This window comes from Mesotoga prima MesG1.Ag.4.2, assembly GCF_000147715.2.
GTDB lineage: Bacteria > Thermotogota > Thermotogae > Petrotogales > Kosmotogaceae > Mesotoga > Mesotoga prima.
Window position 1 is genome coordinate 798010 of record NC_017934.1, and the last position, 23928, is coordinate 821937.

Consider the following 23928-nt stretch of genomic DNA (forward strand, 5'->3'; position numbering starts at 1 on the left):
TTAAGCCCTATGGTGTCGTATTGCCGATGTAGTTTCTTGAGAAGAGGATTCTGGGGGTAGACACAGGTGAAGAAATTTGTCCCGTACATATTTATAGCGCCTGCGGGCCTTATAATCGCTTTCTTTATGCTTTATCCACTGTTTTATTCATTTGCAATAAGCCTTTTCGAATGGGATCTCTCTCCGAACATGACCTTTGTAGGTCTCAGGAATTATTCAGAGATTCTCTCATCGAGTGAATTCTGGGATTCCATGCTTTATACTGCTTACTATATTCTCGGCGTGCTGCCCTTCTCGCTCCTTATAGGATTTCTCATAGCAACCTTGTTGAACGACTCCACAATGAAGGGGATTGGCTTCTTTAGGATGATTTACTTTCTTCCGGTTGTGACTTCGCCAATTGCAGCAGGCATGGGCTTCAGTTTTCTGTTCAGCACGGAACTGGGATATGTGAATCACATAATTGCATCGTTTGGAGGAGAATACGTGAACTGGTTGACAAATCCAGAAGGGATTTTTCAGATCCTCCTCAACTGGACTGGAATTACACTTCCCAAAGTACTTCAGGGGCCGAGTGTGTCTCTTTTTGTGATAATCCTTATGGGAATATGGCAGAATATTGGATACGCAATGGTCGTTTATCTTGCAGGCCTTCAGAACATCCCAACGACATACTATGAGGCAGCCTCGCTTAGTGGAGCGAGCAAATTCCAGATGCTTAGGAAGATCACCGTTCCTCTCTTATCGCCAACAACATTTTTTCTTCTGATAATGTTTAGCATAAGTTCCTTTCAGGTCTTTGGACCGATAATGGTTATGACTCCCGACGGAGGACCACTTAACACAACCTCGGTAGTTGTTTTTCGGCTCTATCGTGAAGCCTTCTCTTACTATCGATTCGGTTATGCCGCTGCAATGGCCTTTGTTCTATTCCTGTTTGTTATTTCGCTCACTGCATTGCAGGTTAGGACAATTGAGAGGACTGTTCATTATGAGTAAAAGGGTCGGTAGAACTGTCAAGTATGTAATACTTGTGGTGGGAGCCATTGTAATGGTCTTTCCCTTCTTCTGGTCTTTTATGACATCATTCAAAGATCTCAAGGAGATACTTAGGGATCCGTTTTCACTGATACCCAAAGAGTTTACAATGAAGAACTACGTAAGTGTTTTTACCAAAGTTCCATTTGCGAGGTATCTTCTAAACAGTACTGTTGTAGCATTGGCAACGACTTTCTTGCAGCTTGTGACGGCTTGTCTGGCTGCATTTGCATTTGCTAGAATGAGGTTTCGTGGCAGAGATGTGATATTCTATGTTTTTTTGGCAACGATGATGATTCCACAGCAGGTTGTCATGATTCCTCAATACCTGGTCGTCATGAAACTAAACATGGACAACTCTTATCTTGGATTGATTTTGCCTCATGCCGCGACCGCTATCTCGATCTTTTTTCTGAGGCAGTTCTTTCTAACTATTCCAAGAGATCTGGAAGACGCAGCAACGATTGACGGCTGTGGTCCTCTACGAACTTTGGTCAATGTCTTCTTGCCACTTACCAAACCGGCGATAGCAACAATTGCTGTCTTTTCGTTCATGTGGTCATGGAACAACTACTTTTGGCCGCTTCTGGTAATAAGTGAACCGGAAATGAGGACCGTGCAGCTTGGTCTCGCGATGTTTAAGTCAGAAGGGGGAATTCAGTGGGGAGAGTTCATGGCCGCCACCGTTGTGGCTACACTTCCGATTATGATTGCGTATTTCATAGCTCAAAGGCAGTTCGTTAAGGGAATAACTCTTACGGGACTAAAAGGATAGTGAAAAGGAGGAAAAGATGAAAAGAATAATTACTGTATTTGCCTTGTTAGTTTTCTCGCTTACTGGGTTGGGAGCCGTGACACTTACTTTCTGGCACTCGATGTCCGATTATCAGAAACCAATAATCGATAAGCTCGTTGCGGATTTTAACAGGTCTCATGACGGCATCGAAGTGAAGGCAATCTTTCAGGGTTCATACGATGAGACTGTAACAAAGTTGAAAGCTGCTCTGCTAGCAGGAAAGGGTCCGGATATTGCACAGGTAAACATTGAACATATCCAAATTTTCTCCAAAGATGGATCGTTACAAGATCTTACAGATCTGATTTCAAATGATCCCACACTCAGTGCAGAAGATTTCGTCGAAAGCTTCTGGCAGACTATAATTCGCGATGGTAAACCTTATGCATTGCCCTTCAACATAAGTGCTTTAATGCTTTTCTACAACAAGGACCACTTCGAAGCAGCAGGATTAGACCCCAACAAACCTCCCAAAAACTGGGAAGAACTGGAGGAGTATGCCAGAAAGCTTACAATCAGAAAGTCATCAGATTCCAGGCCCTCTCAATACGGTCTTTTGTGGGGAGTAGACACCATGTTTTACCAGTTTGAACCTTTAGTCTGGCAAAATGGTGGAGAGATTTTCAATGAAGACATGACTGAGTGCATCATCAACTCTGCCGAAGGAATCGAAGCTTTGGAAACATGGAGACGTTGGTTTGCAGAGGGCCTTTCCCCAGCAGATTTAACAATCGATGAAGGTATCCAGTCATTCACAATGGGTAGAATCTCTATGGGGCCAATGACCAGTGGAGGAATCCGCTATGCACTGGAGAACATCCCTTGGGATTTAGGGGTAGCTCCACTTCCTGAAGGAAAGCAAAAGGCAACAACACTCGGTGGTGGTTCGCTTTCCATCATGTCGGGACTTTCGGAGGAGAAGGTTAAGGCTGCATGGACCTTCATCAAGTGGATGGTCTCGGAAAAGAACACTTTGTTCTGGTATGAGGGGACTGGATACATGCCTGTTCTCAAGTCGGCTATGGATTCTCTGGAGATTCAGCTTATCTGGCAGAGGTTCCCGCAGCTGAAGGCGCCTATAGAATCAGTCGTTTTTGCCAGGCCAAGACCAGTACATACGAACATTATCGAGATCAGGAATATTCTATACAACGCAGTGGAACAGGTAAGGAAAGGCGTTTCGGAACCCAAACCAGCTTTTGATGAAGCTGTAATCAAAGTCAATGAGCTGCTGAAGTGAGGTGATGATATGAAGCGAGTAATTCTGGCAACAGTGCTCTTATTATTTTCATTGACAGCTTTTGGTGCGGACAGAATTGTGGGGATAGAGGTTACAGGAGTTCATAAAACAAACCCGCGAGTAGTAATAAACATCTCGGGGCTACAGATTGGTGAAGAGCTGGATATCGAGAAAGTTTACAGGGCGAAGAGAAATCTTGAGGATTGCGGGCTTTTCACAGATGTCTACCTCCAGCTGAATGATGCCGATGGCGACTACAAACTAATAATTTCAGTTCAAGAGCGCAACACTATCTACCCGTACTTTGGCGAGTATCTGGCATTGGGGGTTGGAGACAAGAGTTTTTTGGGTTCAGGTGTCAACCTCTATGGAGGTATCAGGTTCCTGAGATTTACCGATGAAAAACTACTGGGGGTTCTTCCCAAACCTCAATTCTTCTGGGGCGGTCTTACTTTGGGTGCAAGCACCTTTAGTGCCTTTGGAAGCGGGTTAGATCCTTTCTTGGAACTGACTCTGTTCAGAGAAGTTCCCTGGAGGGACGATTTGATTCTTACGCTGGATTCGTTTAGTGCTGGAACAACCTATTCCTTCGAAGACTTAGTTGTCGGGATATCTTACACATATGAAAAGGCGACGTTCGATACTACACCGTTGAATAACTACTCGCTATCAATCCTTTCTGGGGCCTTCGCGTTTGGAGACGAGGAGAATTATGAAGAGAAAAGAGGGAATTTCTATGGTCAGACGGCCCTCTCCTACGGGTTCGGAAAAGGAATCAATTACCTAAATCAAAAAGCTTCATTCACGTACTGGTATAGAATAATCGGTAGAATTTACGTCCAAAGCGATACAATGGCAGGATTAACTTATTTCGGCCAGGCGCCTGTGACGAAACAGTTTTATCTCGGCGGTAATCTTGATCTCAAGGGGTGGGAACCTTATTCCTTCAATCCGAGATTTTTCCTGTTAGAAATACTGGAGGCCGGAATCCCTCTTACCGAGAGTTTTGGTATCTCCCCTTCCGATGAAATGAGCGTCTTTATACCGAAGCTCTACCTCATGGGAGCTCTCGGTGACAATGAAACTCTTGGGATGTCCATTGGAATCGGTTTCGAATGGAAGACACCGCTTGGTGTTGCGGTAGAACCTCAATTATTCTTTGGAGGAAGTGGACTCAAATTCTATCTAGAGTTGAACTAGAGGAGTCGAACATTCGTTATTCCAGCAAATAGCTTGAAAATGTAATAGAAAAGCACCGGCCGCTGTACGCGGCCGGTTGCTCTGCACTAGAATCTCTTTACTCTCTGATTATTACTTTTTGCGCATGATCAGAAATCAGGTCGGCAAATCTTTTAAGAACGCTTGAGGGATACGGTGGCGTTTCACACAAGCCGGCAACTGGTTTGTACTGCTGAACTGAAACTAACGATGCTCCTCCACAGATTTTAGATAGCTCTTCAAAATCATCTTCGGGAAGATATGGGGGGAACATTGTAATTCTTATCTCATGATTTGCGAATCCCTTCGCTATTTCTATGCTGTCTTCGATCTCTCTCAGATTCACAGGTGAAAAGATTTCGTAGTGGAGTGACTTCAAATCGATCGCAACATAATCAACGATCTTAAGAAACTCCTGCAGGATATCAGCATTCCAGCCGTTCGTGTCGATCTTCAGAAGGGTTTCTGGAAACCGTGATTTGAGCCTCCGCATAAACGGCAACAGTTCACTGGCTCTTAGGGTTGGCTCACCTCCGGTTATGACCACTGCGTCCAAAAGCTTTCCTCTTTTGTCGAGGTAATCGAAAACTTCCGATTCCCCCAATTCTTCCTTAACCCTTTTTTTCAGTTCTGAATTGTGGCAGTAAGCACAATCAAAATTACAACTTGAGGTAAACAGTGTCAGAGCTACTTTCCCCGGATAGTCCACTAGGCTTACGCTCTCTATTCCTGCGAAATTCATCTACTCCTTCTCTCCCCACTCTGTAAGTTTCTCGTGTCTTAAACTCTTCTTGCTTTCCAGTATTCCAATTTTGTACAGGTCGGTAATACCCCGTTATTCTTGAATAAACCTCAGTTGGCTTTCCGCATTCGGGACAGGTAAAGTGTTCTCCCCTTATGTACCCGTGATCCGGACATATTGAATAGGTTGGTGAAATTGTGAAGTACGGTATTTTGTAATTCTCAGCTATCTTCCTTACAAGCTGCTTTGTAGTTTCCCAGTCTGAAATTCTCTCTCCAAGGAAGGAATGAAAGACTGTCCCACCCGTGTATTTCTGTTGAAGCTCTTCCTGGAGGTCGAGTGCACTGAAAATGTCTCTAGTGTAGTCAACGGGAAGGTGCGAGGAATTCGTGTAATACGGATTCTCCTTTCCCGCAGTAATGATCTGAGGGAACTTTTCCTTGTCTGTCTTAGCCAGCCTGTAGGCAGTTGATTCTGCCGGAGTTGCCTCAAGATTATAGAGATGGCCAGTTGCCTCCTGATAGTCCATCATTTTGCTTCTCATAAAGTCCAGAACCCTAAGTGCAAACTGGTAGCCCTCTTCTTCTGAAATCGCCTTTTTTATCCACCTTGCATTCAAGCTCGCTTCATTCATGCCCACCAAGCCTATAGTTGAGAAATGGTTGTCAAAGTTCTTCAAGTATCTCTTTGTGTATGGATAGAGACCTTCGTTATTCAATTTCTCGACTACTGCTCTCTTTATTTCTAGACTCCTACTCGAGAGGTCCATCATTTTTGAAAGTCTTGCGAAGAACTCTTCTTCGTTCTTGCTCAAATATGCGATTCTCGGAAGGTTGATCGTTACAACTCCAATCGATCCAGTAAATTCGTCTGAGCCGAATAGACCTCCGCCCCTTCTCTTCAATTCTCTCTTGTCAAGCTGAAGCCTGCAGCACATGCTTCTTACATCGTCGGGATCCAAATCAGAGTTGATGAAGTTCTGGAAATACGGGGTACCATATTTGCTGGTAATTTCGAAAAGAAGCTTTGCATCTTCGTCTTCCCAATCGAAGTCTTTCGTAATATTATAGGTTGGTATCGGATACTGGAAGCCCCGGCCGTTAGCATCTCCTTCGTCCAAAACTTCAAGGAAGGCGCGATTTATCATTCGCATCTCTTCCTGACAATCTCCGTATGTGAAGTCCAGGGCCTTCCCACCGACAATTGCAGGCTGTGTCCTCAACTTCGTCGGCACTACCCAGTCCAGCGTGATGTTTGTAAAGGGTGCCTGCGTTCCCCATCTCGAAGGAGTATTTACTCCGAAGACAAAGGACTGGATGTTTTGCTTCACCTCTTTGAGAGAAAGGTTGTCAATTTTCACAAATGGTGCCAAATAAGTGTCGAAAGAAGAGAAAGCCTGAGCGCCTGCCCATTCATTCTGGAGTATTCCGAGGAAGTTTACCATCTGGTTCACCAGGGTTGATAGGTGTTTTGCCGGTGATGAAGAGACTTTTCCTGTCACCCCGCCCAAGCCTTCTTCTATTAATTGCTTAAGACTCCAGCCAGCGCAGTAGCCCGACAACATTGAAAGATCGTGAATGTGAATGTCTCCCTCACGATGAGCATTGCCAATCTGAGGATCGTATATTTCTCTCAGCCAGTAATTGGCAGTTACCGTTCCACTGTTGTGAAGAATCAGCCCGCCTATTGAGTAGGTCACCGTGGAATTTTCGTGAACTCGCCAGTCAAGCATGTCCAGATAGCTATTAACTGTTTTCGAGAAGTCAAGCATCGAGGAATCGAGTTCTCTCAGTTTTTCACGGTGTCGCCTATAAAGAATGTAAGATTTGGCAACATCTGTGAATCCAAGACTTTCAAGCGTTCTTTCCACAGAGTCTTGAATATCTTCGATGTCGATTAGATTATCCGTGGCTTTAGGCTGAAAATCGGCCACAACCCTCAACGCAACCCGCTCAAGTATGTCTTCGTTATAATGGGTTTCAGTTGCATCGAATGCTTTTTTCATAGCGTTGATTATCTTATCTAGATCGAAGCCTACTATGGCCCCGTTTCTCTTTCTCACATTAAGCATCACGATACCTCCATAAATATGATAATGAAATATCCCCACAAATTGTGTCCAAAGTTGATTGTACCACAATATAGTGTTATTTCAAAAATAGAGCCCCTATGATTATCTCAGTAGGGAAGTTTTATTATTTTCTAGGGAAGTGATAACGGCTGTCTAAGCACGAGTTCCTGAGAGACTTTTAGAATTCATAGGAACTTAAGGTTTGAAGAAAGTGAAATGTGTTAAATGTTGGGTTTCTTTATGAAACGGGTAACGTTATTTGTACCAATTCTATTTAACATCGCAACGAAGGCCTCGGCAGTTGCCAGTGCGTCACCTAATGCTCTATGTCTCGATTCAGGTATAATACCCAATCTTGCCAAAAGAATATCAAGGTTGTTTCTCCCATATCTGAAGACGGCCTTTGAGACTTCTATTGTGTCGATAAATTGATTGCGAAGCTTACCCAGTCCACATTTATCACCATAGAAGTTAATGAAGGAAAGATCAAAAGGGGCGTTGTGAATTACCAGTGTTGCGTCTCCAGCAAAAGAATAGAAGCCTCTGAGAACATCGCAAACTGTTGACTTGTCTTTCACGGTCAAGTTGCTTATTCCAGTAAGGGCAGTTATTGCTATTGGAATTATGCATTCGGGATCAATGAGAGAATCAAAGAAGTCATCTCTGCATAGTTCCCAGTTCTTCACACGAACGCCAGCCACCTCGATGAGTTTGGCTCCTCGGTATGGATTCATCCCGGTTGTCTCTGTGTCTATCACTACAAATTCCAAAGGACTTCCCCCTCTTCTCATTCTATAACGAAAGGATCTCTTTCGGAAAGGATGTCAAGTTGGAAGTGCGAAGAAATCAGAAGATCCTTTACGCTTTCTTCCCAGTTTGTGGGCGGTCAATAGAGTATAATTTCTATGAGGTGATCCACAGTGGATGACAAAGTAAACCATTCCGAAGAGGAAATAACGGAACGCTATAGGAGGGCCCTTGAATCAGCGGTTCAGAAAGCACCGATCAGATCGGGCGAGAGGCTTTATCTTACAGATCTCTGGGCCATTACCTCTATTCCCGAAGAAGTCATCGTAGAGACTCTGGGTTCTTCCGAAGTGAAGTTACCCGAAGGAGTATCATGCATTGTTGACGATAGAAGGAAGAAGAAGAGGATAATATATGGGAAACGGGAGCCAAACGAAAAGGGTAGCAATCCTAAGCAGTCCAGAATACAAAAAGTGCAGGGAGAAGATCAGTGAGGGGCTAGATCTGATCGGTTTCGACGAAACTCTCCGGGGAAAGAAGGTTCTTCTGAAAGTCAATCTTCTATCGGCAAGATCACCGGAAAGTTGTGTAACCACGAACCCTTTGTTTGTTAGAGCAGTTGCAGAATTATTTCTTGGAAGAGGAGCAGAGGTGAGTGTTGGGGATTCTCCCGCTAGCGTAAGCACTTCTGTTGCGGGATATGCTTCTGGAATCTCCCAAGTGTGCAAAGAGTTGGGAATACCTCTGCTGGATTTTGATGACCCCGTTCAAATCGTCTTTGACGAGGGGACATACAGGAGTTTCCTTATTTCAAAACCAGTTCTTGAAACTGATCTCCTGATAAATCTGCCTAAGCTCAAGACTCATGCACTAACTCGGGTTACACTAGGGGTGAAGAACCTTTTTGGATGTGTTCCTGGTGCAAAGAAACAGGGCTGGCATTTCAGAGTCAGAAACATGAAGGAGTTTTCGAAGATGCTGTTAGATCTCGCCGTTCATCTGAAGGCAGATCTGACCGTAATTGATGGTATAAATGGGATGGACGGTAACGGTCCCTCGAACGGTAGGATTATCAAACCAGGAATAATTGGGATGTCAAGAGATGTTTTTGCACTGGACGATGCTATAGCGGAATTATTCGGCGTCAACCATTCAAAAGTTCCGATACTGCAAATAGCTAGAGACAGAGGCCTGGTCGGTGACTATGATATAGTTGGTGACGAAGTACACCCTGAGAAACTCCTTCTTCCCGAAACTAACTTCATTGGTGTCTATGGCGCAGCTATACCGAGAAGAATAGTTACGAAATTTCCGAAGATAGATAGAGAAAGATGCAGGAGCTGTCGTGTTTGCGAAAACGCGTGTCCAGCAAAAGCTATTGACATAAACAGATTTGCCATAGACTACAACAAGTGCATAACATGTTACGTCTGTCACGAGCTTTGTCCCGAAGATGCTATTGTTTTTACGAGACGTCTTTTTAAATAGGAGGGGTTTGATGAACTACATTCTTGCTATCGATCAGGGAACAAGTAGCAGCAAAGCGGTCCTTTTTGATCATGAGCTATATCAAGTTGCGGTTGCGCAGGAGGAATTCAAGCAGATCTATCCTAAACCGGGATGGGTGGAACATGATCCTAGAGACATTATTCTCAGTACTATGAGCACAATTGAGAGAGTGGTCTCAGATGCAAGAATTTCATTCAGGGAGATAGCGGCTATAGGTATCACAAATCAGAGGGAGACGGTTGTTGCCTGGGATGCTCTCACGGATCAACCGCTTTACAATGCCATAGTCTGGCAAGATAGAAGAACTGCCGGTAGATGTAAAGAGATAGAAAGCTCTTATGGAGAGTTAATTAGACGGAAGACGGGACTCAAACCGGATCCATATTTTTCCGCCACAAAGATGGAGTGGCTGCTAGAGAATGTACCTGCCGTTAGAGATGCAGCAAATAGGGGAAGATTGAGATTCGGAACGATAGACTCGTGGCTGGTATGGAATCTAACGAGGGAGAATCTTCATGTGTGTGATTTCTCTAATGCGTCTAGAACAATGCTATTTAATATAGAAGAGCTGAAATGGGATAATGATTTGCTCAATCTCTTTGGTGTGAAAGAGGAATATCTGCCAACAGTCGTTGAGTCCTGTAAGCTCCTCGGCCCTTCGATATATGGTCCGAGGATAGGTGGAATGGCTGGAGATCAGCAGGCTTCGCTCTTTGGGCAAACTGCATTTCAGACTGGAGACGCAAAGTGCACTTACGGAACGGGCTCGTTCATTTTGATGAACACAGGGAAAAAGCCAAAGATATCTGAACACGGTTTGCTGACCACTATAGGATGGAAGTCCAAGGAGGAAATTGTCTACGCTGTTGAAGGGTCGATATTTGCTACTGGAGCTTTGATAAGCTGGTTAAAAGACGGACTTGGAATAATCGACAGTCCTTCCGAAACCGAGTCTCTTGCCAGAGAAGTCGCCGATAATGGTGGTGTGTTCTTTTCCGGAGCGCTTACAGGTCTTGGAGCGCCCTACTGGAATTCTTCCGCCAGGGGTATGATGATCGGTTTAACTAGAGGAACGAGGAAGGCTCATATAGTGAGAGCGGTCCTTGAATACATTGCCTTCAGGACAAGGGAAATACTAGATTTGATGGAAGAGGAAACGGGTATTAGATTGAATAAGCTACTCGTGGATGGAGGGGTAACCCGAAACAATTTCCTCATGGAGATGCAGGCAAATGTATTGAACATTCCCGTCGACAGATCTCTCATAAAAGAGACAACAGCGCTTGGAGCGGCAATGCTTGCAGGAATATGTACAGGCTTATGGGATCTCGAGAGTCTTAAGAATAAGAGAATCAGCGAGGTGGTGTTTGAACCATCAGGTGACAGAATGGAGGAAGAGTTCAGAAGGTGGAAAGAGGCGCTGAAGAGATCTATGAATTGGGCGAATTAGATCTGAGGGAATTCGAGAGAATTGCTAAGAAAATAGGAGAGATGCTCGAAGGAGGAGAGACGGTTCTCCTCTTTGGCGACCTTGGAAGCGGGAAGACAACTTTTGTGAAGTCGATGGCCGATGGATTGGGTATCGATCGCGACTACGTTAGAAGTCCGACCTTTAACATTGTCAACTCCTACCCGCGACTATCATCAAGAAAAGAGGACAATGAAAACCCGGTGGAAGTGGAGAGGCCTGGTCTTATTCATGTAGACCTTTACAGGGTTGAAAGCGAAGAAGAGATGTTAGATCTTGCACTTCACGACTTGGTGGACCTGGATACTGTTGTAGCGGTGGAGTGGCCTGAGCTTTATGTCAAGTATGTCTCTCAACCTTACTTGATTGTAAGGTTGGAACACTGCGACGAGTCGACACGAAGCGTGAGAATAGAGCCTCATGGTCGTAAAATGAAGTCACTTTTGAATCGTCTGGTTACGATAATTAATGAAGATGAAAGAAGGGAAGGTGAATAGATGGCTCAGAAATTTGAATTACTGGAAAAGGCGGCCGTTGGTAGCGAACGGAAGATAGAAATTCCGGAAAAGTTGCCAGTGATTCCCACGAGAACAAACATGCTTGTCTATCCTTCGGCAGTTATGCCGTTGTACGTGGGGCGTGAAAAGTCGCTGGCCGCTCTGGAAGAATCAATTGGTAAGTTCAATCAGATGGTCTTTCTCGTATCTCAAAGGGATATTACGAAAGAGGACCCGGAAATTGAAGAGCTTTTCGAGATAGGCACTATTGCCAGAATTGTTCAGCTCATGAAGATGCCCGACGGAAATTACAAGATACTTGTTGAAGGCTTGACAAGAGCAAAGTTGGTTTCAGTTGAAGAAAAGGAAAATTCACTGATTGTCGTGGTCGAAAAACTAAAGGGAAAGGGTAGAAAGAGCAAGATGCTTCAGGCGCTAGTAAGAAAGGTGAAAGAACTTGCGCTTAGGTATGTCTCAATGAGCAGACGTTTTCCCGACGAAGCAATAATGGCTCTAGAAGACACATCTGATGCGGACAAGTTTGGAGATTTCGTTTCCTCGATGATGCCTTTTTCGCTTGAAGAGAAACAGCGGCTTCTCGAGGAGATTGAAGCGAAGGATCGTCTCAACACCCTGATGGAACTACTCACAAGGGAGATAGAAATTCTCTCTCTGGAAGAAGAGCTGGATAAAAGGGTTAAGGAAAAGATCGAGCAAGGACAGAAGGAATACTATCTCAGGGAAAAAATGAGAGCTATTCAAGAGGAATTAGAGGGCGAAGAAGATGAGGAAATAAAAGAGCTTAAGAACAAGGCAGAGTCAGGGGAGCTTCCGCAGGAAGTTAAAGAAAAAGCGGAACAGGAGATATCACGACTTGAGAAGATGTCGCCATACTCTCCGGAAGCGACAGTTGTAAGAACTTATCTTGACTGGTTGTTGAATCTTCCCTGGCAAGAAGAGACCGACGACGAAATAGTGATCAGAGATGTTAGAAAGACTCTTGACAGCAACCACTATGGACTCGACGATGTTAAGGAAAGAATACTCGAGTTTCTTGCTGCCAGGAGATTTTCAAAAAATCTCAGGGCTCCAATTCTATGTCTTGTAGGTCCTCCGGGGGTTGGAAAGACCTCACTTGGAAGGTCGGTCGCTGAAGCAATGGGCAGGAAGTTTGGCAGAATCTCTCTTGGAGGGATGAGAGACGAGGCGGAAATAAGGGGCCATAGGCGTACCTACGTTGGGGCGCTTCCGGGACGAATAATGCAGATGATAAGAAAGCTGAAGACAAGAAATCCGGTAATTGTCCTTGACGAAGTCGATAAAATGGGGATCAGCTTTCAGGGTGATCCGGCCTCCGCTCTTCTTGAAGTGCTTGATCCAGAACAGAACAACAATTTTACCGATCACTTTTTGGAAGTGCCCTTTGATCTTTCGAGAGTGTTGTTCATAACCACTGCTAACGTTCTTTATTCAATTCCTGCTGCGCTCAAGGACAGGATGGAAATAATTGAGATTCCAGGTTATACGGAATCGGAGAAGTATCACATAGCAAGGGATCACATTCTTCCAAAGCTATTGGAAGAGTACAACATGGATTCAAGCAAATTCAGGATAACGCCTGCGGCAGTGAGGGATGTGATAAGAGATTATACAAGAGAGGCAGGAGTCAGAGAGCTCGATAGAAATCTTGCGAAGATAATCAGAAAAGCGACGCTTAAGATTGCAGAAGGCAGCGATTCGATCTCTGTTGGCGTGAATGAACTCGGTGAGTTTCTCGGGGCGCCGCTTTTCAAAGAGAGCGATTTCAGAAAGCATCCCGAGGTTGGTGTCGTGACTGGTCTGGCCTGGACTTCAGTGGGAGGAGAAATCATGTACATAGAGGTCTTGCCCGTTGCAGGAAAGGGAAAGACGATCATTACGGGTCAGTTGGGCGATGTTATGAAGGAGTCGGCACAGATAGCGGCATCGCTGGCCAGAAAGCTCTGCGATGATGAGAGGTTCTCAGAGGTTTTCGAAAAGAAAGACTTCCACATTCATGTTCCGGAAGGAGCCGTTCCAAAAGATGGTCCCAGTGCAGGAATAACTCTCACCACGGCGATTGTCTCTGCCGTTACTGGAAGAAGGGTGAGAAATGATATCGCAATGACGGGGGAGATTACTCTTCGTGGTAAAGTACTGCCGATTGGAGGTCTGAAAGAAAAACTGATGGCAGCTTATCGGGCAAGGATGAAAAAGGTTCTAATCCCGCTGGCCAACAAACGAGATCTCGAAAAAGTCCCCGATGAAATAAAGTCAAAATTGGAGTTCGTCTTTGTCGAGGACATCGGAGAGGTGCTGAAGGAGGCGCTGATCCCCGGTGACGGTAAAGAGCACTGAGCTAGTGAGGACGGTTTTTTCTAAGGGTGAATACCCCCCTCCTCTTAGAAGAGAAATCGCCTTTGCCGGTAGATCTAACGTCGGTAAGTCTTCTCTCCTTAATTCGTTGTTTGGAAGGAAGCTGGCGAAGACGAGCTCGACTCCCGGAAAGACCAGGTCGATCAACTTCTATGGCGTAAATCGAGAGATCTACTTTGTGGACCTGCCCGGTTACGGGTATGCAAAAGCCTCGATGTCAGAGAGAGAGAAATGGAAGAAGTTGATTATCGATTATTTTGAATCAAGAGAAGAGCTCTCCCTCGTCGTTGTTCTTGTCGATATAAGGCATCCGCTGCAGCCGGCCGATATACAGATGCTCGAATGGGTTACATACTATACTATACCTTTTATTCTAGTCCTTACTAAGGCCGACAAGCTCTCAAGGAACCAGCAGATAATAGCCGAGAAGTCAATTAAAGATGAATTGGCTTCACTTGGAGTCTACCCGCCTGTATTTGTCGTGTCGGCGGTCAAAAAGCAGGGAATTGAGGAGTTATTGATTGCGCTTTTATAGATATTCAGGAAAAGGAAAAAAGGCGGGGATTCCCCGCCTTTTGTTTTAATTGCCTGTTATTTGAAGACAGCATAAAGAATAACAAGCGGGCTTATCAAAGAGGCAACGAGTGAGATAACCGTTATTAGCGTGTTAAGCGAGGGCCCGGCGGTGTCTTTGAAGGGATCTCCCACGGTGTCACCAATGACAGCCGCTTTGTGTGCATCGGAACCCTTCCCACCGAAGGCCCCATCCTCGATAAATTTCTTTGAGTTGTCCCACATTCCTCCACTGTTAGACATCAAGAGCGCGTTGAACAATCCGGAGAGGATCGCACCACCCAGGAAACCGCCAAGGGCATGTATTCCACCTATGAATGCCACAAGGAGGGTAATCCCAATCGCTATTAGACTTGGAAGCATTAGCTCCTTCAGAGCTCCGGTTGTTGCTATCTCTACGCATCGAGCATAGTTCGGTTTGGCCGTTCCTTCGCTCAACCCTTTGATCTCTTTGAACTGTCGCCTGATCTCGGCTATCATTCGAAAAGCGTTTTTGCTAACCCCAAGCATGATCATTGCGGAAAAGAGTGCAGGAACGCAAATACCAATCAACAACCCGAGCATCACTAGAGGGTTCATTAGATCAAATGTTATGGTAAAGCCAGTAATTGCTGCAACTCGTTCTTGATAAGTTGCCAGCAGAGCAATAACTGTGAGTCCCGCCGCGCCAATCGCAAAGCCTTTTGTAATTGCCTTCGATGTGTTACCCGCAGCATCTAGTTTGTCCGTCATTGATATGACCTCCTCGCTCAGTCCCGACTGCTCGGAGATCCCCTTGGCATTGTCGACAATAGGCCCGTATGCATCACTAGAAATTACCATTCCTACAATTGCCAACATGGAAACAGCGCTTATCGCAATTCCAAATACTCCGCAAAGCGCAAAGGCAACTCCCGAAGCGACTCCGATTCCCGCAAGCGATGGTAGAAGACTCATTAATCCGTAAGAATAGCCGGTGAGAATGGTTATTGCTGCTCCCGACTGAGAAGCTTGTGCAGTCTTTTTAACGAAACGCCTATCAATAGAAGTGAAGTAGTCGGTAGTAAACCCTATGACAGTACCGGCTACGAGTCCCGCCATTGCAGCACCCCAGTACTTTAGATCGTATGACATAATTAAGGAGATTACTAGGGTGGTCAAAGCAAAAACAGCCGATGTTATGTAGGTACCAAAGTCCAGTGCACGTCCGGGATTCTTCTCCCTTCTAACTCGAACACTGAAGATTCCAACCACCGAAGAGACGATCCCCACCGAAGCGAGAATCAGAGGTAGTACGACCATCTTCACACCCAGGGTTTGTCCCAGAACCATTGCAGCCACTATACTTGCAACATAAGAATCAAATAGATCAGCCCCCATACCAGCGACATCGCCCACATTGTCACCAACGTTGTCCGCAATAACAGCTGGGTTTCTTGGATCATCTTCAGGGATTCCTATTTCCACTTTACCAACTAGGTCGGCGCTAATATCAGCAGTCTTGGTGAAAATACCACCACCGGCCTTTGCAAACAGTGAAAGAATGCTAGCTCCGAAACTGAAACTAAGTAGTATCTCTGGCTTCAAAGTGATAGCGTAAATCAAGCTCACACCGGCAAGTGCTAACCCGACGACGAGAAGGCCCATTACGGAACCACCACGAAAAGCTATTAAAAAGGCCTTACTAAGACCTTCTTTATCTGCTGCCGTAGCAGTTCGAACATTAGCTTTGAGAGCTACTTTCATTCCCAGCAAGCCGGCGATAGCAGAAGAAATCGCCCCAACTATGAAAGCTATCGCTGATGAAAGCCCCAAGAAAATCGCGAGAAGGGCACATATGGCTATCGAAAAGAACATAAGAATTGTGTACTCCTTCCTTAGAAAAGCATTGGCTCCTTCACGTATTGCTTCGCCGATTTCTCTGATACGATCACTTCCAACAGGGTGCTTACTGACCCATTTGAAGAGATAGATACCAAGTAATACTGAAAGGAGTGAAATAACAGCAGCAGAAATTGCAGAGATCATTTCCATACTTGCAAACGCCTCCTCATGGACGAACTACAGTAGGTAATATATCAAAGTGATTCTAGCACTGCAGAGCGAGTAAAGATCATTAAGCTTCAAGAAAGACTTGATTTCACAGTCTCTTTGGGTAATAGTTAAATCGCTCCTAATAGCAATGAATACAGTTAGAATTTGCCTCCAATTATTTTTTTGGTAACGGATCTCTAGGGTCGAGTTCCGTTGTTAATAATTGGTTTGCTGAATGCTCTATTTGAAGCCGTTATTGCATACCTTGAGTCTATTGAATCTGGAAGGGCAAAAGATTTCACGGTCAGCAAAAATACCATTGAATATGGGCCATAAGGTATTTGCATACTGCATAAAGACTAATATGTGTGAGAAGCCAAATCCACGGAAAGCAACATATCTCACATTGTTTGCATGTTCTCTTTCCAAGTACTCCGCGCCAAAACTGCGGAAGTCACCGAGTTGAAAACGTGAATTCCTTCGACTGATCACCAAACTACTGTAGGTTCTTTCTTTAAGTATCAGAAATTTAATTTTTGTCAGGAGAGGCTCTCTCGAATGAAATCCCTGAACTTGTCGGCACTACCACGGGGTCTAAGTTCTAGATTTTCTCGCACCGTTTCGTAAAGCCCGAACTTCATCGAATAACCTTCCTTCCATTCGAAATTATCCATTAAAGACCAGTAGATGTACCCAAACACTCGGGCACCCTTATCCATTGCGTCTCTAAGGCTCTTTAGGGCTGTTTCTATGTATTCCCATCTTCTCTTGTCTGTACCGTCGGCTATACCATTTTCTGTGATCATGATCGGTAATTCATACCTGTTGTAGGCCTTCAGTACTAAGTCTTCAATTCCCTGCGGAAAGAATTCGTAACCCATCTCTGTCTTTTCAAATTCATCTCCGACAACGATCTCGGGAAGCGGTTTTGCATATTTAGCAAACATTCGGGTGTAGTAATTTATTCCGAGGTAATCTAGCTTTGAGGATATCCCCGATACTGCTTCTCCGGTTCCGAGAGGTCTAATCATCTTCCCATTCTTCAGGCTGTCCAGAAAGCTGTAGTTGTAAACCCTGTCAAGATACTTTGACACAATTCTGTCTCCAGGGTGGAACGTTCTCAGAGGAAAGAAAGGCATCATGTTTACTGCCACGCCCACCATAGAGAGGGGATTGGACTCTTTTATGACATCGTACGCCTCACTATGAGCGTAAAGTAGATTTGCAAGAACCCTCATCGCTCTCCCCATGTCTTTGATTTCCGGGGGCCATTCTCCCATGAGGTATGACATTACCGCATAAACATTCGGCTCGTTTATTGTCACCCAGTAATGAATATTCTCACCCATAGATGAGACGATTCTCGAGACGAAACGGCGAAAGTAAGGTAGATTTTCTCTGTCCTCCCAACCCCCAATTTCAGAGAACCACTGGGGAAGCACGAAATGATTGAGAGTGAGAATGGGCTGTACTCCGTTTTCAATTAGCATCGTTACGAAATCTTTATATCTTTCTATTACACTGTCTTCAAATCTGTTGACTTTGGGTTCGATTCTCGCCCACTCAACTGAAAACCTGTACGCATTCACACCCAAAGCCTTTATAGCTTCCAAATCTCTTTCGAGATGCTCCCAACTCCCACAAGCGACATCGGATGTGTCTCCATTTTTCACCTTACCTTGATGTTCCCATGCGTACCAATCAGAAAATACATTGGCCCCTTCTATTTGATGACCGGCCGTTGCAACACCCCACATGAAGCCGTCTGGAAACGAAAGCATATCGGAAACCTCCTAAGTATGTTATGTGTACACTCATATACAATTATAATCATGAAGGTGGGCAAAGTAAAAACTACTGGAAAGATGAGGTTGGTCGCATGAAGATTTCTATTGTAGGCAATGTGAACATAGACCTAAGCGCATTTATAAGCGAAAGCGGGAATAATGAAGAAAACAGGATCAGCGAGATGAGCTTTGCCATCGGAGGAAGCGCCTCGAACACATCAATAATGTTAAGCAGGCTAAGGAAGAGCATCTATCTGCAAGGTGCGGTTGGGAGCGACTTGTTTGGAGAGATGGCGCTTGAATTGCTGAAAAGAGAAGGCCTCAACACCGATTATCTTTTAAAGCTGAATGGAAAGACGGGCTTCTGTTTTTCAGCGATCTCTGAAGATGGACAAAGGCATCTCTTCACGTATAGGGGAGTTAACGAAAAAGCGTACCCGATTGAAGATGGGTTTGACTTCTACCACTTTGGAGGTGTAACTCCCGATCAGATTGAAAGGTTTATAGATAAAACTGGCGAAGTAAGGTTTTCATACAACCCTGGAGGCATAGTCACTTTTGAGAAGACAACTGGAGTTGCGGCTATTGCAGCAAGGTGTGAAGTGCTGTTCGTTAATGAGAGCGAGTGGAATCATCTTGAACATTCGCTCACCGGAGAGCCAAAGGAAATTGTCGTAACTCAAGGAGCGAGAGGATCGAAAATCAAGAACGGCCCAGAAGAAGCTGCTTTTCCGGCGAAGGTAATTGATACAACGGGCGCCGGAGACTCTTTCATTGCAGGATTCTTGCACGCATATCTTTCTGGAAAAGATCCGGTACAATGCTTGAAACTGGGAAATCTACTTGCATCTATGGTAGTATCAAGGCCAGGAGCAAGTCCCGCTTTCACCTACAATGAAGTAAGTGATCTCGCAAATATGTATCACGTATACTTGCATTAGTTGTATATACTTTAATAAATATACTATACTGAATATGATGAAAGTAACTGTGTATATATTTGCATAGATTATGTATGGATTTGTGTTGTTCTATAATAGTTTATACAAAATATTTTGTGTATATAAAGCTTAGGTCAAACATGAACGCTTTCGTGATAGTATATTTGTAGAGGTGATTTAATGCCAGCACAAATTGCATCGGTTGATGTTGTAAGAATACTTGGTAAGCTGAGTGACGATGGAGGGGAGCAATCAAGTAGAAATAGATTCATACGCGAGTATCTTTCAAAGTACGCTTCTCCCGAATCCATCATCAGTGACATCGAGGGCCTACTTGAGGCCTATCCTACATTTGATGGCGATTCTGAGAGTCTCGGAAGAGCTTACGCCGATCTTGTTAATAGACTTGCCGAGCTATCGGGTTTCTCCGTTGACTATGTGAAGTACTCCGGAAGAGAGAAGATAACGGGAATCTGGAAGGTGGGTGAGGCTATTCAGATCAAAGTCGCGGCGATTGTTTGTACTGATTTCGAAGAGGCCAAGGGAGTTGCGAGGAACGCTCTCCTAATTCTTCCCGAAGCGATTGATCTCGGGAGACCGTTTGTTACAGTTGGACGTCTAGGTATGTTGTTTTCAATGATCGAGCAAATCGAGCTTCCGGTTAGTTCAGTAGCGTCGATACTTGTTACAGATGATAACTACGACAAAAGAATATCATCATTTATGGAGTTAATGCTATTAGCTTTCAAAAAGGAGCTGGCAAGAAAACCCCAGATATCGCTTCAAAAAGAGTGGTCTAAAGAAGAACTTGAAGAATTCATTATGGAAAGACTTAAGCTGCCCACCATAGGGATGCTGTTTTCCTTACTCGATTCGCCCATGTTGAGTGAAGACTTGGTAGATAGAATAAACAGTTTCCTGGAGGAAAACGAGAGCGAACTGGTGAAAGGGCCTATGGCACTAGGTGCAATAATGGGTGCTCTTTCGAAACACTACTCCGGGATCAAAGAAGAGCTTGTATTGCGCGAGGGAAAGAGATATCGACTGGCCGACAAATACAGACCTTTAATATCCGAAATTAAAGCACGCTTTGAAAGCGGTGTTCAGGCACGCACGCGTTAAACGGCTCATATTGCTTGTTTCTTCTGGCAAGAATATAAATAGATACGAAAGTGAAGAAAAATTCAACACAGGGCATTTTAAGAGGTATCGCGCTGTAACCCCTATTGAATGGAGCTTACACGCGTAGCATTGAAGAAAGCCATGTGCTATAATACGAAATATGAGTCATAATGACTATTATGACTCATATTTATGATAATCTGGGGGTTGAAAATGGACTTTTCCGAAGCAGTTGAGAGATTCAAAGAGAACATGGAATTTGTGAGAAATATGTCTTCCAACACAGTTGCCGCTTATCTTTCCGATCTCCATCATTTCGAGCTCTTTCTTAATGAGCGTGGAATTGACTACAAGTCGGTGAAGAGAAAAGACATCGAGCTGTTCGTTAAAGAGTATTCTCAGGGGAAGTATTCGAGGAAGAGACCTTCTGCAACTACCGTGGCCAGAAATCTTTCGACGATCCGGTCATTCTACACGTTTCTCTACATAAGTGGAACGGTAAGTAAGGTTCCGACCGAGCTGATCAAGAATCCGAAGACACGGCGTAGAATCCCTGATTACATAACGCATGATGAGGTCATGGAGATCCTTTCTTCCTTCAGAAGTACCAACCTGGGCAAAAGAAACAAGGCTATAGTTGCAATAATGTACTTCTGTGGATTGAGGGTAAGCGAAGTGTGCAAATTGAGGCTCGGGGATCTCAGAATGGGCAATTCGCCGGCGGTGAGGATCATGAGCGGAAAGGGGAACAGAGATAGAGAAGTACCGATGAACGACCAGGTTCTCTCCATTGTGAAGGAGTATCTCCAAATAAGAAGAGAGTTTCCCATGAGTGAGTATGAAGACCACGTCTTTATAGGGACACGGGGAGAGCCAATGGCAAGAAACGTAATTCCAAAAGTACTAAATACACAAGTAAAATATGTATATCCTGAAAAACGAGTACATCCACATTTATTTCGACATAGTTTTGCTACACAACTTCTACAAAAAGGTGCAAGTATAAAGATTGTACAAGAATTGCTGGGACATGCAAATCTTAGCACTACTAGTATATATTTGCATATTACAGATAAAGAGAAGAGAGCAGCTGTACAATTGCTATCGGACTGATTTGCGAGTGAATATTGTGGAGTTGTTGTATGATAGATATTCACAATCACACTACGTATTCCGATGGCAGGAATACCGTGGAAGAGGTAATACAATCGGCATTGAAGGAAGGTCTTCAGATAGTCGGAATCTCCGATCACTTTGATCCATATGTAGCCCAAGAGGTCTGCCTTCAGCCCGAAGAAGTAAGCGTGTATCTAAAAGAGATAAGAACTTTAAGCGAAAAGTATCCAATAAAGGTTCTTGCCGGGCTTGAGCTTGGCCTGCAATCGGAAGGAATTCTCTGGCCCGGTGAAGAAATGGACTATTTCATCTACTCTGTTCACACCGTTCCAGGGAGACCCGATCTCAAGACCCTTGAAAACCCTTGGGATATATACCTTCAAGAGGCTATCAGTGCGGTAGATCTCATTGACAGACCTGGCTTTTTTGGTCACCTTGATTTTCTGCGAAGGCATATCCCGAAAGCAAAGCCTCCCAAACCTGGGCAGCTTATGGATACGCTTCTGATGAAGCTTGTATCGAATCACGTTGGACTCGAGTTGAACACCTCTGGCTGGATGTACGGAATTGGGGACCCTTCTCCCCAGCCATGGGTAATAGAGAGATATATAGACCTGGGGGGCCGCTTTGTTACGGTAGGTTCAGACTCGCACAGGGCCTCACAGATCGGAAATTTCACTGTGAAAGCGCTTTCTTTGCTTAGGCAAATGGGGATTAAAGAAGTGTTTTATTGTGAGAATGGTAGTTATATTCCCGTTCCGATAATGGAGGCAAAATGAGTGAAAAGAGGTTCGAAGGTTTTTCCGGCGAGACACTTTCATTTTTGATAGATCTCGGGATTAACAACAACCGATCATGGATGGAAAGAAACAGGGATCGATACCGTATAGAACTGTTGGAGCCATTCAGAGCTCTTGTAAAGCAGCTAGGCCCTTCCATGGAGAGAATCGATCCATTTATAGACGTTAGACCACAGGTGGGAAAGACTATTAGCAGGATCAGCAGAGATGCGAGACGTAACAAGGGAAAACCACCATACCGAACTAATATGTGGTTCACTTTCAGAGTTCCAGGACCCGACTGGAAAGACTCTCCTGGGTTCTTTTTCGAGCTTTTTCCAGACTGGTACCGGTACGGAATGGGTTTTTATCTGCCTTCCCGGGCGACAATGGTTAAGCTTTCTGAAGAGATCGAGAAAAACCCTGTAAGGTTTGTTGAAAAGACAGAGGTTCTGAGAGATAGCGAATTTTCTGTCTTCGGTGAGAAATACAAGAGAAGGAGGAATAGGAAGGGAGTGTCTGACAGCCTTTCCGAATGGCTTCAGTATCGAGATTTCTACATCGCCTCTAATCACGAAATCGATGAGATTCTTCTATCCTCCAGACTTGTCGGTCACCTTGAGGCGCCCTTTTCCGCGCTATCGGAGCTTTACGAATATTTCTGGGAGTTGAAAATGAGAGATGCCTAAAGCTTAGAGTAGGGAGCATTATCTAAAGGTTCTCGCAAAGATGCTTCAAGATTCTCTTTGATGCAGTACCGTCTCCAAACGGATTTTTTGCGTTTGCCATTCGCCTGTATTCATCAGAATCTCTTAGAAGTTTGACTGTCTCATTGAAGACGAAATCTCTGTCTGTTCCAACGAGCTTCGCGGTTCCTGCCTTTATGGCTTCCGGTCGTTCCGTCGTTTTTCTTAGTACCAAAGTTGGTTTCCCCAGAGCTGGAGCCTCTTCCTGAATCCCGCCGGAGTCGGTCAGTATTATCCTCGCCTTTTCCATCAACGATACGAAAGGGAGATAATCGAGTGGATCCGTTAAGACGATTCTGTCATGTTTCTCCAGCTCAGGATAAACAACCTCTCTTACGGCGGGATTCAAGTGAACGGGAAATACAACTTTCATCTTCGGAAATTCTTTAAGTATGTCCTTTATTGCTTTCATGACCTGTCGCATCGGCTCGCCCCAGTTTTCTCTTCTATGCATGGTTACCAGTATGTACTCATCTTCCTCTACACCGAGTGCTTCTCTAAAACTCGAAGTGAGTACGGATCGATTCTCCGTTACCCAGAGCAAGGCATCAATCACGGTGTTGCCAGTTACCAGTAGTTTGTTTTCAGGAACTCCTTCTTTCAGAAGGTTGTTCTTCGCATTTTCAGTGGGGGGATAGTGGAATGATGAGATGACTCCGTTTAGCCTTCTGTTAATCTCTTCAGGAAAGGGGTCATATATGTTTTCGGTTCTGAGTCCTGCTTCAACGTGACCTACGGGAATCTTGTGATAGAAGGAGACAAGTGCTCCTGCAAACGTAGAAGTTGTGTCGCCCTGAACCAGAGTCGCATCGAAGACGTTCTCTGAGTAAATCTCTTCGAGTTTGCTTATCAACCTTGAAGTAAGGCCTGCCAGTGACTGTCTCTCCTGCATTATGTTTAAGTCAAAATCCGCTTCTATGCCAAATAAGGATAAAACTTGATCGAGCATCTCTCTGTGCTGTGCCGTTGCTATAACTACCGGTCTAATTGGTGAATTCTTCAGAGCAAGATACACAGGGGCCATCTTCACAGCTTCAGGTCTCGTCCCGAAAATTAGCGCTACCTTTTTCATCTTCTTCAGCCGTCTGGCCGTTCCCTCCTTCTTTCCATTCACAAAAGCCATGTTCAGTA

21 protein-coding genes are annotated in these 23928 nt (G+C 44.6%); 15 read left to right on the forward strand and 6 right to left on the reverse strand.

Annotation, left to right across the window (positions count from 1 at the left end; all coding sequences use genetic code 11):
* The first annotated feature begins 66 nt into the window (after nt 1–66).
* From THEBA_RS03875 to THEBA_RS03890, 4 genes are read left to right on the forward strand one after another with little or no spacing between them, the layout of a single operon-like run.
* Nucleotides 67–999 (forward strand): carbohydrate ABC transporter permease, encoded by a 933-nt coding sequence (locus tag THEBA_RS03875; RefSeq protein ID WP_014730522.1) that lies wholly within the window; start codon nt 67–69, stop codon nt 997–999.
* On the forward strand, nt 992–1813 hold the full coding sequence (locus tag THEBA_RS03880) for a carbohydrate ABC transporter permease (protein WP_014730523.1): 822 nt from the start codon (nt 992–994) through the stop codon (nt 1811–1813). Before THEBA_RS03875 ends, THEBA_RS03880 begins: the two co-directional genes overlap by 8 nt.
* A gap of 16 nt (nt 1814–1829) precedes the next feature.
* Nucleotides 1830–3074 carry an ABC transporter substrate-binding protein gene (locus tag THEBA_RS03885; protein ID WP_014730524.1) on the forward strand — a complete coding sequence of 415 codons (1245 nt, stop codon included), beginning with the start codon at nt 1830–1832 and terminating at the stop codon, nt 3072–3074.
* 9 nt (nt 3075–3083) lie between these two features.
* Nucleotides 3084–4274: a POTRA domain-containing protein gene (locus THEBA_RS03890; protein ID WP_014730525.1), complete on the forward strand. Its 1191-nt coding sequence runs from the start codon at nt 3084–3086 to the stop codon at nt 4272–4274.
* Between the two features lie 97 nt (nt 4275–4371).
* Here THEBA_RS03890 and THEBA_RS03895 read toward each other — a convergent pair whose 3' ends face one another.
* The 3 genes from THEBA_RS03895 to THEBA_RS03905 form a co-directional block, all read right to left on the reverse strand.
* Nucleotides 4372–5034 carry an anaerobic ribonucleoside-triphosphate reductase activating protein gene (locus THEBA_RS03895; RefSeq protein ID WP_041928073.1) on the reverse strand — a complete coding sequence of 221 codons (663 nt, stop codon included), beginning with the start codon at nt 5032–5034 and terminating at the stop codon, nt 4372–4374.
* Nucleotides 4952–7105 carry a ribonucleoside triphosphate reductase gene (locus THEBA_RS03900; RefSeq protein WP_014730527.1) on the reverse strand — a complete coding sequence of 718 codons (2154 nt, stop codon included), beginning with the start codon at nt 7103–7105 and terminating at the stop codon, nt 4952–4954. The genes THEBA_RS03895 and THEBA_RS03900 overlap by 83 nt, the downstream gene beginning before the upstream one ends.
* A gap of 221 nt (nt 7106–7326) precedes the next feature.
* Nucleotides 7327–7875 (reverse strand): 3'-5' exonuclease, encoded by a 549-nt coding sequence (locus THEBA_RS03905; RefSeq protein ID WP_014730528.1) that lies wholly within the window; start codon nt 7873–7875, stop codon nt 7327–7329.
* Nucleotides 7876–8025: 150 nt separating this feature from the next.
* On the opposite strand from THEBA_RS03905, the gene THEBA_RS13735 reads away from it, so the two are divergent.
* The 6 genes from THEBA_RS13735 to yihA are packed head-to-tail and all read left to right on the forward strand — an operon-like array spanning nt 8026 to nt 14255.
* On the forward strand, nt 8026–8346 hold the full coding sequence (locus tag THEBA_RS13735; protein ID WP_049794037.1) for a hypothetical protein: 321 nt from the start codon (nt 8026–8028) through the stop codon (nt 8344–8346).
* Nucleotides 8267–9340 (forward strand): DUF362 domain-containing protein, encoded by a 1074-nt coding sequence (locus THEBA_RS03915; RefSeq protein WP_014730529.1) that lies wholly within the window; start codon nt 8267–8269, stop codon nt 9338–9340. The genes THEBA_RS13735 and THEBA_RS03915 overlap by 80 nt, the downstream gene beginning before the upstream one ends.
* Nucleotides 9341–9350: 10 nt before the next feature.
* The gene (glpK, locus tag THEBA_RS03920; protein ID WP_014730530.1) at nt 9351–10811 is read left to right on the forward strand and encodes a glycerol kinase GlpK; all 1461 of its coding nucleotides are present in this window, start codon (nt 9351–9353) and stop codon (nt 10809–10811) included.
* A complete protein-coding gene (gene tsaE / locus THEBA_RS03925; RefSeq protein ID WP_014730531.1) occupies nt 10769–11326 on the forward strand; it encodes a tRNA (adenosine(37)-N6)-threonylcarbamoyltransferase complex ATPase subunit type 1 TsaE in 558 nt (185 codons plus the stop codon). Before glpK ends, tsaE begins: the two co-directional genes overlap by 43 nt.
* The gene (gene lon, locus THEBA_RS03930) at nt 11327–13702 is read left to right on the forward strand and encodes an endopeptidase La (RefSeq protein ID WP_014730532.1); all 2376 of its coding nucleotides are present in this window, start codon (nt 11327–11329) and stop codon (nt 13700–13702) included.
* Nucleotides 13683–14255, forward strand: a complete 573-nt coding sequence (yihA, locus tag THEBA_RS03935) for a ribosome biogenesis GTP-binding protein YihA/YsxC (RefSeq protein WP_014730533.1) — start codon at nt 13683–13685, stop codon at nt 14253–14255. Before lon ends, yihA begins: the two co-directional genes overlap by 20 nt.
* 56 nt (nt 14256–14311) lie before the next feature.
* On the opposite strand, the gene THEBA_RS03940 is transcribed toward yihA, so the two are convergent.
* Both THEBA_RS03940 and THEBA_RS03945 read right to left on the reverse strand, forming a co-directional pair.
* A complete protein-coding gene (locus THEBA_RS03940; RefSeq protein WP_014730534.1) occupies nt 14312–16306 on the reverse strand; it encodes a sodium-translocating pyrophosphatase in 1995 nt (664 codons plus the stop codon).
* 539 nt (nt 16307–16845) lie between these two features.
* Nucleotides 16846–18087 carry a glycoside hydrolase family 1 protein gene (locus THEBA_RS03945; protein WP_014730535.1) on the reverse strand — a complete coding sequence of 414 codons (1242 nt, stop codon included), beginning with the start codon at nt 18085–18087 and terminating at the stop codon, nt 16846–16848.
* A gap of 98 nt (nt 18088–18185) precedes the next feature.
* Between THEBA_RS03945 and THEBA_RS03950 the strand changes: the two genes are divergently transcribed.
* The 5 genes from THEBA_RS03950 to THEBA_RS03970 all read left to right on the forward strand — a co-directional run bounded on the left by THEBA_RS03950 (nt 18186) and on the right by THEBA_RS03970 (nt 22740).
* Entirely contained in the window at nt 18186–19034 is an 849-nt protein-coding gene (locus THEBA_RS03950; protein WP_014730536.1) for a carbohydrate kinase family protein, read from the forward strand.
* Nucleotides 19035–19214: 180 nt separating this feature from the next.
* The gene (locus THEBA_RS03955) at nt 19215–20156 is read left to right on the forward strand and encodes a hypothetical protein (RefSeq protein ID WP_014730537.1); all 942 of its coding nucleotides are present in this window, start codon (nt 19215–19217) and stop codon (nt 20154–20156) included.
* Nucleotides 20157–20369: 213 nt separating this feature from the next.
* Nucleotides 20370–21269: a tyrosine-type recombinase/integrase gene (locus tag THEBA_RS03960; protein ID WP_014730538.1), complete on the forward strand. Its 900-nt coding sequence runs from the start codon at nt 20370–20372 to the stop codon at nt 21267–21269.
* Nucleotides 21270–21298: 29 nt separating this feature from the next.
* The gene (locus tag THEBA_RS03965; RefSeq protein ID WP_014730539.1) at nt 21299–22051 is read left to right on the forward strand and encodes a histidinol-phosphatase HisJ family protein; all 753 of its coding nucleotides are present in this window, start codon (nt 21299–21301) and stop codon (nt 22049–22051) included.
* A complete protein-coding gene (locus THEBA_RS03970; RefSeq protein WP_014730540.1) occupies nt 22048–22740 on the forward strand; it encodes a DUF2461 domain-containing protein in 693 nt (230 codons plus the stop codon). Before THEBA_RS03965 ends, THEBA_RS03970 begins: the two co-directional genes overlap by 4 nt.
* Nucleotides 22741–22762: 22 nt before the next feature.
* Here THEBA_RS03970 and wecB read toward each other — a convergent pair whose 3' ends face one another.
* Nucleotides 22763–23920, reverse strand: coding sequence for a non-hydrolyzing UDP-N-acetylglucosamine 2-epimerase (gene wecB / locus THEBA_RS03975; RefSeq protein ID WP_014730541.1), 1158 nt, complete (start codon nt 23918–23920; stop codon nt 22763–22765).
* Between the last annotated feature and the right edge of the window lie 8 nt (nt 23921–23928).